The sequence below is a fragment of the Micromonospora sp. 4G55 genome (assembly GCF_016803375.1).
In genome coordinates, this window is sequence record NZ_JAEVHN010000122.1 from 1 (window position 1) to 12,975 (window position 12,975).

The following is a 12,975-nucleotide window of genomic DNA, read 5'->3' on the forward strand; positions in this document are numbered from 1 at the left end:
CGACGCCTGGTGGCCGCTGCTGGTCAACGGCCAGTTCAAGGCGCCCCTCGGCGCGGAGCTGTACCAGGCGCTGGTCAACGCCATGCAGATCAACGAGTCGCCGTCCGGACAGCAGCGCGGCGACGAGTCCACCCTGCCCACCTCGGCCAACGAGGCGCAGGGGCACAAGGGCTCGTCGTTCCAGTACGGCTGGTGGGGGTACGTCGACGCCGACCTGCGCGCGGTGCTGGGCGAACCGGCGCCCGGCGGATCGGACCGCCGGTACTGCGGGGGCGGCGACCTCGCCGCCTGCCGGCAGATCCTGCTGGACACGCTGCGCAGCGCCGCCGCCCGACCGGCGACCGAGGTCTATCCCGGCGACGCGACCTGCGCGGCCGGCGACCAGTGGTGCGCCGACGCCATCATGCAGTCCCCGCTGGGCGGGCTGAAGCAGCCCGTCGTCGCCTGGCAGAACCGGCCGACCTATCAGCAGGTGGTGTCGTTCCCGGCCCGCCGCGGCGACGACCTGACCAACCTCGGCCCGCGCGGTGCTGCGCTGGGAGGCGGCGCACGCCCGGTCGTACCGGATCGACGTCTCCACCGACGGCGCCACCTGGCGGACGGTCTGGTCCACCACCGCCGGGGACGGCGGCACCGACAACGACCGGTTCGCCGCGACCGGCGCCCGCTACGTGCGGATGATCGGGCTGACCCGGGCCACCTCCTACGGCTTCTCGCTCTGGGAACTGGAGGTGTACCCGCACTGAGCCGGCCGGCTCACCAGACCATCCGCAGCGCCAGCAGCACAATCAGAGCGCTGGCCAGCAGCGCGGTGACCAGCCGGCCACGGTCGGAGGTGAGCAGCCGGCCGAGCAGCGAGCCGCCGCCGGCCACCAGCAGCTGCCAGCTCGCCGAGGCGGCGAACGCCGCGGCCACGAAGGCCACCTGGCCGGCGGGCGTCCACCCACCGGACGCCTGCCGGCCGATCACCAGGGCCACGAAGTAGACGATGGTCATCGGGTTGAGCAGGGTGAGCGCCAGCAGCCCGGCGAAGGCCCGGCCCGGCGTGGCCAGACCCCGCTCGGCCCGCGCCGGCCCGGTCGGGGAACGATGCCGGCGCAGCGCGCCCACGGCGAGCTGCCCGGCGAGGAAGAGCAGGATCACGACGGCCGCCCAGCGCAACGGGGTCGCCACCGGGCGGACCAGGCCGGCGAGGGCCGCGCCGCCGAGCACGGCCAGCGCGGCGTAGAGGCCGTCCGCCGCGGCCACCCCGAGGGCGGCGGCGGCGCCGACCCGCAACGAGGTACGGGCGGTGAGCCCGATGACCACGATGGCAATCGCCCCGACCGGCACCGCCACCCCGTAACCGGCGAGCAGGCCGGCGAGCAGCGCGTCACCCATGGCGGTGGGCAATGGCCGCAGCGACAGGAACGGGAAGGGACGACTTCGACTCGATCATCGGGCAATGATGCGGGAGGCCGTCCGGCCACGCCACCGAAGTCAGGCCAACCAAGTCGGATTGAGTGGTGATTACTCATAACGAGATCTAATCCGTGAGCCAATCCTGTACCGACCAGAGGGCCACGGGCCGCCGGTCCAAATCCGCCAGCGGCCGGTCCACCGGTGACCTCGCGGACGATGTCATTTAGAATGCGCGCCGAGCTCAGCTAAGGGACGTCTCGTAACCCCGGTGCGTGTCTGTCGAGGATGATCGTCCAGGACGCCGGGGTGCAGGTGATCACCGCAGCCCGCCCTGACTGGATCTTCCCGTTCACTGGCCTGCAGCCGGCCCAGTTCCGCCGGCTGGTCCGCCTGGTCGCTGAGCGTGGCGGGGACGCCACCGCTGACGGCCGACCGGGCCGGCAGTTGGCCCTTGACCTGCCCGACCGGGTGCTGCTGGTGGCCGCGTACCGGGCGCACCAACCTGACCATGCGGCAGATCGGACCACTGTTCGGCGTTTCGCACTGTGCGGCCCACCGGGTCATCGACACCCTCGGACCACTACTGGCCCTGCCCCCGGCCCGCCGGCGCCCGGTCGACCAGATCGGCCATCGTCGACGGCACCTTCATCCCCACCCGGGACCACCGGCTAGCCGCACCGAGCAACTACCACTACTCCGCCAACCTCTAGGCGGTGTCTTCAAAGATCTTGGTATCGGATGATGTAGCGCGTGGGTCGTCGCTACGAGTTGTCTGACGTCGAGTGGGATGCGCTGTCGAGGTATCTGCCGTCGGTGGTGACGGGTGGTCGGCCGCGGGTCGATGATCGGCGGGTACTCAACGGGATCGTGTGGAAGATCCGGGCCGGGGCGGCGTGGCGGGACGTGCCGGCCCGGTACGGGTCCTGGCAGTCGATCTACACCCGTTTCCGCAGGTGGGCCCTGGACGGCACGTTCGCCCGGATGCTGGCCGGGCTGCAGGCCGACGCGGACGCGGCCGGGGACATCGACTGGCTGGTGTCGGTGGACTCCACGATCGTGCGGGCACATCAGCACGCCGCGGGCGCTAAAGGGCAAGGCCGTGAAGTTAGGGCGTTGGGCCTGATGTCAAGGGCTGTCTGAGCATGATGGAGGGTGCCGGTAAAGGGGCAGCGGGACTCCGGTAGAACGGCTTGTCGACCAAGACCAGCCAGCTACGAGGGAGTCCCGCTGTCGGAGCATTCTGTCATCACCCGGGTGATCACGGTGGCGAAGGGCGTGTTCGCGCCGGGCCATCTCGGGGAACTCACCCGGATCGTGCCGTTCGAGATGGTCGACGCTGTGCTGGCTGAGACCGGCCGCACGCAGCAGCGTCTACGGCTACTGCCCTCACGGGTGGTGGTGTATCTGCTCCTGGCGGCTGGTTTGTTCGCCGAGGTGGGCTACCTCGGGGTGTGGGACAAGCTCGTCGCCGGTCTCGGCGGGCTCGGGTTGACCCGCCCGTCGGCGACCGGGTTGTGGCATGCCCGGGTTAGGGTCGGCGTCGCTCCGTTACGGGCGCTGTTCGATCTGCTGCGCGGTCCGGCGGGCGGGATCCGCACGGCCGGGGTGTGGTGGTGCGCCCTGGTGGTGACCGCGATCGACGGGACCGTGCTCGACGTGCCCGACTCGTCGGGTAACGCCGCGGGTCTGGGTAAGAACCGCAGCCAACACGGCACCGCCGGGTACCCGCAGGTACGCCTGGTGGCCCTGGTGGCCTGCGGCACGAGGGCGGTCATCGACGCGGTGGTCGGCCCCCGCAGCGACGGCGAGACCAGCCACGCGCTGCGGTTGGTCCGCAGTCTGCACACCGGCATGATCGTGTTGCTGGACCGGGGCTTCGACAGCAACACCTTCCTCGCCGCGGTGGCCGGCACCGGCGCGCAGTTCCTCGTCCGGTTGAACGGCAACCGTAGGCCGCCGGTCCTCGCCCGGCACCACGACGGCTCGTACACCTCGATCATCAGCGGCGTGCGGGTCCGGGTCATCGCGTGTGAGATCACCATCTCCACGACCGCCGGGACCCGAACCGGTGTCTACCGGCTGGCTACCACCCTGCTCGATCACCGGCGGTTCCCGGCGTTCGAGGTCGTGAGGCTGTATCACGAGAGATGGGAGGTCGAGTCCGCCTTTCTGGAGATCAAATCGACGTTGCTGGGTCGTCGGGTGCTGCGCTCACCCGTCCCGGCGCTCATCGCCCAGGAGATCTACGCCCTGCTCACGGTCTACCAGGTGATACGGATCGCGATCGCCGACACCGCAGACGCCGCCGGCGGCGTCGATCCGGACCGAGCCGGCTTCACCCTCGCCGTGCAGACAGCCCGAGACCTGATCGTGCAGGCCGCGAACGTCATCACCGAGACGACCATCGACCTCATCGGGACCATCGGACGCCACCTGTTGGACAACCTCATGCCGAAACGGCGCCTACGCGTCAGCCCCCGCGCGGTCAAACGACCCCTGTCCCGCTACGCCTACAAGAGCCTCGGCGTCGACCGCAGGAGCTACCTCGCCACCCTCACCATCGACATCGTCGCAGGCCAACCCGCATTGACAGACCAGGCCGATCCTTAACTTCACGGCCTTGCGCTAAAGGGGGCGCCGAGAAACGGACGAACCACAAGATCACGCCCTCGGTCGAAGTCGAAGTGGACTGACCACCAAGATTCACCTGGCGTGCGACGGCGCCGGGCGGACCTTGGCGTTCGTGCTCTCCGGCGGCAACGTCAACGACTGCACCCGCTTCACCCACGTCATGGCGGCGATCCGTGTCGAACGTCCCGGTCCCGGCCGGCCTCGCGTTCGCCCGGACCACGTCATCGCCGACAAGGGCTACAGCTCCAGGGCCATCCGTGCTGACCTGCGTCGGCGCGGCATCGGGCACACCATTCCTGAACGCGCCGACCAGCAGGCCAACCGCCGCCGGCGGGCAGCCGGGGCGGCCGGCCACCAGTGTTCGACAAGCAGCTCTACAAGCGCCGCAACGTCGTCGAACGCTGCTTCAACCGGCTCAAGCAGTGCCGCAGCGTCGCCACCCGCTACGACAAGACCGCCACGTCGTACCAGGCCACCGTCACCATCGCCGCGCTACTGCAATGGCTGCGACCCTTTGAAGACAGGCCCTAGCTTGATCTTTAACCTGTGCGGCGTGGACGGGGATTGACAGACTTCGTCTTCTTTGCGGCTGCTGTCGTGGCGTTCGTGGTGGTGGCGGTGTGGACGTCGTAGCGCGGGGTGGGGTGGTTGTTGCGGCGGCCGGGTGGCCGTCCTGACCCTGGCCGGGAGGGTTTGGGTGCACCGGCCGGGCAGGCGGCCTTCGCGCGCAGGTGCCGAAACCCGCGGCGGACGCGGGCGGGTGAGAGACGCTGCGGTGGTGCGGGTTTCTCCCAGGGGCGGCGCAGGTCGGTGGCGAGGGCGCGGGCGAGACGGAGCTGGGTGTAGGCGGCGAGGATCATCCAGGTCCAGCGGTCGGCGGCCTGTGGCGTGCGGGTTTTGGGGCAGGTCCAGCCGAGGGTCTGTTTGAACAGGCGGAACGTGTGTTCGATGTCGAAGCGGCGCAGGAACGTCTGCCAGAGCCGGTCGACATCAGCGCTGGTGGCGTCGACGCCGGACCACCACAGCCACACCGGCTTCGGGGTCGCGCCGCTGGGCAGGTGCTCGACCTCCAGACGGATGACGGTTCCCTCGATGACCGGCAGCACCTTCGCCGAGTCGATCCAGGCGGATCGGTGGGTCAACCGTGGGTGCAACCGGTCCCAGGCTCGGGCGCACGCCGTGCCGTAGAGACGGGTATCGGCAACGGTGGCTGCGTCCGGCTCACCCCACGTGGCGGGATCGCCGAAGACGAACTCGCCGCCGTGCCGGCGCGGTCGGCCGATCGTCCCGGCCTGCCGAGGCGGCACTGCCCGGCGTAGTACCCGGTCTGAGCGCATCCGCGCGAGGATCTGCACGGGCAGGTCACGCAGGAGGAACGCAAGTCGGGGTGCGTCGTAGCCGGCGTCGGCCACGACCAGGATCTCCAGGTCCCCGGCCTGCCACTGCCCGGCCGCGATCAGCCGCCCCACGATGTCTCGCAGCTGCCCAGCAGTGACCGTGGCCGCGTCATCACCAGGCGCCAGCCGCACCGCGTCCAACGGGGCGGTCCACGAACTTCGGCCCGATTCCAGGGCCACCACCATCGAATACGGCCAGCCCGGGATCATGATCGTCTGATCCTTGCCGCGTCCGTACGTGTGACACAGGATCCGCTGCGGTGAGGTGTGCGCGTCCGGCCGCAGCCAGCAGGTGATGTCGACCGCCAAAACGAGACGCCCGTCGGCCGCCCGCGGCAACGGCACCCCGGCGAGGGCGGTGCGCAGCCGATCGATGTCCAGCCGCCCACAGGCGAGGGCGTCATACAACGCCCCGTGACCCCGACGGTGCTCACCCACCAGCGACAACTCCACCAACGACCGGACCGGACCGTCGGCGCACAACACCGCGTCCGCCAGGTCGAACAACGCGTCCGCACGAGCGGTCAAGCAGTCGTAAAACTCTCGCCGGAACCCCGTCAACTCCCCGACGGCACCAGCCGGACCACGGTCATGCACACTGGTCACCAGAACAGCCCTTGGTTATTGATGCTCTTCCCTAGACAAGAAGATCATCAACCAAGGGCTGTTTCCGTCATCGGTCAGGGTCCCTACAGGACCCTCGGAGGTTAAAAATCAAGCTAGGGGAGGCGGGTGACGTAGATGCTGGGGCCGCTGTTGGTGCACGTGTACGGGCCGGGGGGCCAGCCGGCCATTAGGGTGAGGCACCTGCCCAGGGCGCGTTGGGCGTAGGCGTTGGGGTGCATGGATTCGTCCTGGTCGCCTTGGAGGATTCCTGTGTTGACGAAGCGGACCCATTCGCTGGTGGCGGACGAGGGCAGCTGTAGGCCGTCGTTGAGTGTGGTCGTCTTGGAGCACACCTCGCGGCCCTGCAGGAAGTTCTGCAGGTCGAGGAACTCGACTCCCTTGTTGCTGGCCACCTGCCGGAGGTTGGCGGACAGTCGGGGAACGAGGATGTCGCGGGCCCAGTTGAGGTCGGTGTCCCACATGGGGCATCCGGCGCTGATACGGGAGGTGCCGGTCTGCGGGTAGCGGTTCTCCGACGCGCGCGGGACGGGGGACGGGTAGGACTGCAGGATGAGCCGGTAGTTGCTGGTGGTGTAGCCCTTGGAGGCCATAACTGCCCGGATCTCGTCGATCGTCTTTCCCACATTGGCCATGGCGCCGGGCATGCGGGCGTTGACGTTGTTCTCCTGGTAGGAGCGGCAACTGGTGGTGCCGCCGATGAACTTCGTCACGCAGTCCTTGATGATGTCGGCGAAGCCCAAGTCGTTGCCGCCGATGGACAGCACGATCATCTTGACGTCCCGGGTGCCGGCCACGCCAGCGAGCCGGTCGGCCTGAGGGATCTCGCCCTTGAGGCTGGTGCCGCCCGAGGAGGCCCGCCAGGTGTTCACCGCCTTAGCGCCGGAGCAGGCGATGTTCGAACGCACGGACACGGCGATGTTCGCGGTCTCGATTTCCGCCACATCGGAGCGGTGACATCCGTTGGTGGCCGTCCAGCCGTACACAATTGAGGGGTCGTACGAGCCGTTGCTGTAGGCACGGTCGGTCATCGACCGGTCGCCGTCGTTGTTTAGGCTGTTGCCGTTCCATCGTCCGGCTTCACCGGAAATGAAACTGTCACCCATGGAGACGATCGTCGTCGACGATGCCCCCGGGCTGGCCGATGCTGACGGGGCTGGCACCGCGGCGAGCAGACTGACCGCCACGGGTGCAGCGAGCAGTAACCTCGAGAAGCGCAATGTGACCTGCTTTCTGTCGGTGAGAGAGAGTTGAGTCGGGTAAGCTTCCGAGCGGAGGAAAGCGCCCCGGAAGCTTTCGGCGGATCGACATGTCTCTCCGATTTCATCTCTGGTGAGTTGACAATCGGAACCGGCCTTGCCGCCCTTTCGGATTGTCTTGGAACCCGGGGTGAGTGTCGTTCTCACCGTTTCCCAGGCGACTCCCCCGCTGGCATCCGCACTTTGTCAGTCTCTCGTTCTGCGTGCAATGAGTAACTGGTACCTATTCCTGCGCACGCGAGCGCGTCACGGTGAACAGTTCGCGATGCACCGACCGGGAAGGTCGCCAGCGTGAGGGCGCGTCCCTTTCGTCGGCAGTTACTGCGCGTCCGCATCCGCCCGCCGGCGCAGCGAGTGGCCAGGCAGATACTGTCTGCCATTGGGCGTTGGTGCGGCCCGACAAAGGGCGACCGAGTTCTGCAGCAAGGCGGGAAGAATGTGCGCCTAAATCAGTGCGGACCGACCGGATGATGAACTCTTCGCCCACGGACCGCCAGCGGCCCCCAGCAGGATGCGGCGGAGAGCCGCATGCCTGAGCGAGCAGGCGACCGCGCAGGAACTGGCGGTGAAACCTTGATGACCGAGAGCAAGTGTCCAGGGCGTCGCAGACGTGGTCATGATCCGCGACGGGTTCGGGGGCATGACCGAAGCCATCGAACAGGTCGCCTCCACGCGGTGCACCAGCAGTGCGTCGTGCACCTGGTCAGAGTCGGCCTGCGATACGCACGCTAGGACTGGCAGAAGATCACCCAAGCGCTGCGGGAGATCTACACCGCTGCGGCCGTTGCGTCCACCGAGCCCGTGTGGGTGCCTCCGCCGAACAATGACCGGGGTGATCCCGGGCGCGGATGAGGTAGCGGTCGTAACCGCAGCGCGCGTAGATCTTGGCGGGCCGGTAGCCTCGGATCAGTGGGATGGCCTCGATCGAGGGAATTGTCCGAGCGTAGAACGGCGATCCCTTGCCAGCGTACGTGGTCGGGCGAAGTGGGATTCGAACTTCACGATATGGATCCACTCAGGTCAGGTGTTGCAGGATGTAGGTGTGGCTGCTGCCGAAATCCGTTGCCCAGGTTGCAGAGCGAAATACTGATGGGGCCATTCACAGGTATATTGGGGGTGCGCCGGCCTGTTGGGCAATGAGTTGCTGCTGGGGGCGTTCAGCAATACGCTGTCGACGGCTATGCCACGCAGCATCCTGGTGTTCCGGGTCCGCAGGCGCGGCGGTCTGTTGCAACACCTAATCGGCCTATGTCAACTTCTTGAGCGCAACGCGCCTTCAGAGTCTTCCGCCCGATTCCTAAGCACGATTTCGTCGAGATTTTCCTGGCTCGAACCCCTGTCGTCACTCGGTCGCGTGACGTTTTCGACGTACTAATACTCCAGCCGGGGATTGTGATCACGGCTCGGTGAGGGCTTGCCGGGCGTAGTGGCTGGTCGTGGCTCGTGCTTGGTGACGGCGTCGGCGTACGGACCAGAGCAGTGGGTCGCAGCGGCTGCGGGCGGGTTCGATGATCAGGACGTTGAACGGGTGACGTAGTTCGTTGACGGTCAGCGCGATCAGCCCGGCCGGGTCGGGACGGCTGCGGTGCGTGGTCGCGGCGGCGAGGAAGGCGTGGGCGAGGATCGGCAGGGTGGTCCAGCGGTGCCAGGACGTCCAGCGGCGGTTCTGGTGCTGATCCAGGCCGAGTCCGGTCTTTGCGGCTTGGAACGATTCTTCGATCTTCCAGCGGCGGCCGGCCACCAGGACGAGGCTGCGTAGCGGGACGGGTTCGGGTGCCCAGCAGCGGTAGGAGGCCAGCTCACCAGTTCTGCGGTTGCGGCGGATCAGCAGCCAGTGGTGCCCGCCGTGGGCGTCGGCGGCGTGTGGCAGTGCGGTGAAGGACCAGTCGTAGTAGCGGTGTCCCTTCGCGCCTCGACCCGCGGACACCCGCTGCCAGGCGGTGGCAGGAAGACCGGCGGCCAGCGCGTCAACGCGGTAGGCGCCAAGGCCGGTGATCACCTGATGAGAGCAGGCCACGGCCAAGACGTAGCCCAGTCGCAGCTGACGGAGCTGGGCTGCCAGGCGCGGATCGTTGCCGTAGGCCTCGTCGCCGGCCACCCATCGACATGGCAGCCCGGTGTCGGCGGTGACCGCTGCGGCGATCATCCGAGACGCCAGCTGCGGCTTGGTCGCGAACCGCACCTGCTCAGGGACACCGGCCTCGGCGCGGCGTTCGGCGTCGTCGCACCAGGATTGGGGGAGGTAGAGCGCCGTGTCGAGCATCGCGTGACCAGCATCGGTGGCGTAGACGAGGTGCACCGCGACCTGACAGTTCTCGATCTTCCCGGCTGTGCCCGAATACTGCCGCTGCACGCCGACGGTGTGCCGGCCCTTCTTCAGATCGCCCGTCTCGTCGATGACCAGTACAGCCTCGGCATCACCGAGGTGGTGGCCGACGAACTCACGGACATCGGCGCGGACCTCGGCATCGTCCCACTTCACCCGGGTCAGCAGGTCCTGCATCCCGTCCGGACCCGTGTCACCGGCATGCTCCGCGATCGTCCAGCAGTTCTTCCGCGGCAACGGCGCCAGCAAGCCCCGGACGAAGTCACGCATCCGACGGCGAGGCTCCGGCCTGCGGAAACGTTGCCCGACCGTCAGCATCAGGTCGTCGAACAACACCCGCCACCGCTGGGCGTCTACCCTGTATCCGGCAGCCACCGCTGCATCATGGTCAGTCCACACAACCGTCCATGATCGACGGTGGCTGCCCTCGTTCCCGCATCGCATCGAACCGCAGCTCAGCCAAGGTCAACAACCCCGGCTGGAGTACTAAGAGCTCCTGACGTCTTGAGTGCTGGAGTCGGGCCAGCAGATGATGGCGCAGGCGAGGGTGAGGAAGGCTTCGTGGATGTGCGTCGCGGATTTCCCAGCGGGTGGGTAGGCGGCGGAACCAGTGCAGTAGGGCGATGGTCTGCTCAACCACCCAGCGCCGGGTGCCGAGGCCGGTGCCGCGTCGGGCGATGACCGGGGTGATGCCGTTGGCGCGGAGTTGGCGGCGGTAGCAGTCGTAGTCGTAGCCGCGGTCGGCGTAGATCCGCTCGGGTCGTTGCCGGGGGCGGCCTCGAACACCCTTGATCCGCGGGACCTTGTCGACCAGGGGCACCAGTTGGGTGACGTCGTGGCGGTTGCCGCCGGCCAGGCTGACGGCGAGAGGGACGCCGCCCGCGTCGGTGATGACCTGGTGTTTCGAGCCTGGCTTGCGGCGGTCGACCGGGCTCGGACCGGTTTTGGGCCGCCCTTGAGCGCCCGCACGTGGGAGCCGTCGATCACCGCCCGAGACATGTCCAACTGCCCGGCGGCCCGAAGCTGCCGAGCAGCTGTTCCAGTCCCGCAGCCGCCCAGCAGGTCATTCCTGAGCCGAAGCCCAAGTCCTGGGGTAGGTACTCCCACGGTATCGCGGTGTAGAGCACGAACAGGATTCCGCACAACACCTTGCGGTCGTCGAGAGGCTTACGGCCCGGGAACCGGTGCCGGCGCGGCGGGTGGGTGGCAGCGGCGCGATCTCGGCCCACAGTTCGTCCGAGACGATCCACGGCGGCTCTGCTCACCCCTCCTCACGTTAGACAGGACGATCCTCACGTCAACCAGACACGCCCAACACCATTTCGTTAGGAGCTCTAAGAGGGCGTCTGGACTCGCTTGGTGAGGTTGGTCCGATTAGGTGGTTTCGTTTCGCCAGGTTGGGGTGGGTTCTCCGGTGAGGTAGCGGCTCATTGTGTCAGCCATGGCCCCATGGATCATCGCCCGGGTGCGTTGGGGAAGGGTCTCGTAGTCGCGGACGAGCCGTCGGTGCTGCATCAGCCAGCCGAAGGTTCGTTCCACGACCCACCGTCGGGGCTGGACGTGGAAGCCCTTCCCGGCGGTGCGGGGTACCACCTCGACGTCGATACCGAGCCGGGCGCCATGCGCGCGTACCGCGTTGTTGTAGCCGCCGTCGACCCAGGCCTTGGCCACGGCCGGGTGATCGGCGGCAACGGTGTCGAGCAGGTGCCGGCCCGCGGTGGAGTCCTGCAGACGCCGCCGTAACGATCACGGCCAGGAGCAGGCCGAGGGTGTCGGTGGCGATGTGCCGCTTGCGTCCCTTGATCTTCTTCGCCGCGTCGATGCCCTGGCTGGACTCGCCGACGTTGCCGGGTTTTTACGCTCTGCGAGTCCAGGACCACCGCTGACGGGCTTCCACGACGGCCCCGAGCAACGCGGACCCGCTCGCGCAGCAGGTCGTGGATCCGCTGCGTGGTCCCGTCCGCCTCCCACTTGGCGTAGTAGTCGTACACCGTCTTCGCCGGCGGGAAGTCGTGCGGCAGGTACTCCCAGGCGATCCCCGTGCGGGCCACGTACAGGATCGCGTTGACGATCTCCCGCAGGTCATGCACCGGCCGGCTGATCCCCAACCCCACCCGGCCGGCCCGCCACGCGGTGAGCACCGGCTCGATCAACGCCCACCGCTCATCCGACAAGTCCGACCGATAACCACGCCGCTTCGCACCCACCGATGACCAACGAGCCGAAGCAACCGACGCCACGGCCGAACATGAATCAACCGCTAGACGGATCAGATGCCCCCTCTAATACTGGGGCCTTTTCGTCGTGATCGGCGTGGTCATGGCGGGTGCGGCGGGATGCTCGTGTCGGCGTAGGACGAGGCTTCCGGTAAGACGGCAGTCGGCGAAGATCCGATGGCCCAACCGGGAGCTTCGCTGTGCTGCTTTACCCGTCGACGGTCGCGCTGTCCAGCCGCACCCTGAACTACTTGGCCGGCCTCATCCGCGCCGAACGCGCTCGGCGCTGAGGCCGGTGGTGGCGCCTCGACGCCGGCCGGCAGGGCCTGCTCGCCCTGGCCCATCTCCGCAACGGTGAAACCATCACCCGTCTGACATACGGCTTCGCGGTCAGCGTTACGACGGCCCGGCGGTACGTTCGGGAAGCCATCGACCTGCTCGCGGCGCAGGCCGAGGACCTGAACGCGGCCATACGGCATCGGCCGGCTCGCGTACGCGATTCTCGACGGCACCCTGATCCCGATCGACCGGGTCGCGGATCACAGGCCGTACTACTCCGGCAAGCACAAGCGCCACGGGGTGAACGTGCAGGTCATCGCGGACTGCGTTGGACGCCTGATCTGGGCCTCGCCCGCCCTGCCTGGTGCTGTGCACGACCTGACCGCCGCCCGCACCCACGGCCTGATCGACGCGCTGAGCAGCGCGAACGTCATGACCTTCGCCGACAAGGGGCACCAAGGTGCCGGCGGCAGCGTCCGCACGCCGTTCAAACGCCGTCCGCACCGGCCCCGACTGTCCCGCCGGCAGAAGACCGTCAACCGCCACCACGCCAAGATCCGGGCCGTCGGCGAACCCGCCGTCGCCACCCTTAAAGGGCTGGAAAGTCCTGGCCAAGCTCCGCTGCTGCCCCGACGACCGCGATCGTCCAGGCCATCCTCGTCCTACATCACGTCCAGACCGACCGAAACCCACGATGAAAAGGGCTCATTAACCGACGGTCCCGAACCGGCTCCGCCACCCGACAGCCTGACGCCACCGCCCCGGCCCGACCCGCCGCTCAGCCCGGCGTGTACCAACACCGCGAACGTTTGTGGTCAGAGCACTAGTGTTCCGCGCCGGAA

The 12,975-nt window shown here is 67.9% G+C and carries 7 protein-coding genes and 6 pseudogenes; 7 read left to right on the forward strand and 6 right to left on the reverse strand.

Annotated elements, in window-relative coordinates; translation table 11 throughout:
- Window positions 1–746: pseudogene (locus JNW89_RS38735) on the forward strand (discoidin domain-containing protein); the annotation flags it as partial.
- A 10-nt stretch (window positions 747–756) separates the two neighbouring features.
- On the opposite strand, the gene JNW89_RS13120 reads toward JNW89_RS38735, so the two are convergent.
- The gene (locus JNW89_RS13120; RefSeq protein ID WP_238449152.1) at window positions 757–1,380 is read right to left on the reverse strand and encodes a LysE family transporter; all 624 of its coding nucleotides are present in this window, start codon (window positions 1,378–1,380) and stop codon (window positions 757–759) included.
- 327 nt (window positions 1,381–1,707) lie between these two features.
- Between JNW89_RS13120 and JNW89_RS13125 the strand changes: the two are divergent.
- The 4 genes and pseudogenes from JNW89_RS13125 to JNW89_RS13140 form a co-directional block, all read left to right on the forward strand.
- Window positions 1,708–2,108, forward strand: a pseudogene (locus tag JNW89_RS13125) (transposase family protein); the annotation flags it as partial.
- Between the two features lie 43 nt (window positions 2,109–2,151).
- A complete protein-coding gene (locus tag JNW89_RS13130) occupies window positions 2,152–2,541 on the forward strand; it encodes an IS5 family transposase (RefSeq protein WP_238449153.1) in 390 nt (129 codons plus the stop codon).
- A gap of 114 nt (window positions 2,542–2,655) precedes the next feature.
- On the forward strand, window positions 2,656–4,011 hold the full coding sequence (locus JNW89_RS13135) for an IS4 family transposase (RefSeq protein WP_238449154.1): 1,356 nt from the start codon (window positions 2,656–2,658) through the stop codon (window positions 4,009–4,011).
- Window positions 4,012–4,036: 25 nt separating this feature from the next.
- A pseudogene (locus tag JNW89_RS13140) lies at window positions 4,037–4,563 on the forward strand (IS5 family transposase); the annotation flags it as partial.
- Window positions 4,564–4,571: 8 nt separating this feature from the next.
- Here the strand turns inward: JNW89_RS13140 and JNW89_RS13145 are convergent.
- Entirely contained in the window at window positions 4,572–6,035 is a 1,464-nt protein-coding gene (locus tag JNW89_RS13145) for an NF041680 family putative transposase (RefSeq protein ID WP_238449155.1), read from the reverse strand.
- A 113-nt stretch (window positions 6,036–6,148) separates the two neighbouring features.
- Complete coding sequence (locus JNW89_RS13150; RefSeq protein WP_238449156.1) at window positions 6,149–7,159, reverse strand: GDSL-type esterase/lipase family protein; 1,011 nt, start codon at window positions 7,157–7,159, stop codon at window positions 6,149–6,151.
- On the opposite strand from JNW89_RS13150, the gene JNW89_RS13155 reads away from it, so the two are divergent.
- Window positions 7,158–7,307, forward strand: a complete 150-nt coding sequence (locus JNW89_RS13155; protein ID WP_238449157.1) for a hypothetical protein — start codon at window positions 7,158–7,160, stop codon at window positions 7,305–7,307. The genes JNW89_RS13150 and JNW89_RS13155 overlap by 2 nt on opposite strands.
- Window positions 7,308–8,708: 1,401 nt before the next feature.
- Here the strand turns inward: JNW89_RS13155 and JNW89_RS13160 are convergent.
- From JNW89_RS13160 to JNW89_RS13170, 3 genes and pseudogenes are all read right to left on the reverse strand, one after another.
- On the reverse strand, window positions 8,709–9,956 hold the full coding sequence (locus tag JNW89_RS13160; protein ID WP_238449158.1) for an IS701 family transposase: 1,248 nt from the start codon (window positions 9,954–9,956) through the stop codon (window positions 8,709–8,711).
- A 168-nt stretch (window positions 9,957–10,124) separates the two neighbouring features.
- Window positions 10,125–10,884 (reverse strand): annotated as a pseudogene (locus JNW89_RS13165) (IS5 family transposase).
- A gap of 128 nt (window positions 10,885–11,012) precedes the next feature.
- Window positions 11,013–11,845, reverse strand: a pseudogene (locus JNW89_RS13170) (IS5 family transposase).
- A gap of 209 nt (window positions 11,846–12,054) precedes the next feature.
- On the opposite strand from JNW89_RS13170, the pseudogene JNW89_RS13175 reads away from it, so the two are divergent.
- A pseudogene (locus tag JNW89_RS13175) lies at window positions 12,055–12,831 on the forward strand (transposase family protein).
- The last annotated feature ends 144 nt before the right edge of the window (window positions 12,832–12,975 follow it).

Bases quoted from the DNA above. Each gene is read 5' to 3' on its own strand.
- JNW89_RS13120 (WP_238449152.1), bottom strand. From the start codon at position 1,380: ATGGGTGACGCGCTGCTCGCCGGCCTGCTCGCCGGTTACGGGGTGGCG.
- JNW89_RS13155 (WP_238449157.1), top strand. From the start codon at position 7,158: ATGGAGACGATCGTCGTCGACGATGCCCCCGGGCTGGCCGATGCTGAC.
- JNW89_RS13150 (WP_238449156.1), bottom strand. From the start codon at position 7,159: ATGGGTGACAGTTTCATTTCCGGTGAAGCCGGACGATGGAACGGCAAC.
- JNW89_RS13160 (WP_238449158.1), bottom strand. From the start codon at position 9,956: ATGCTGACGGTCGGGCAACGTTTCCGCAGGCCGGAGCCTCGCCGTCGG.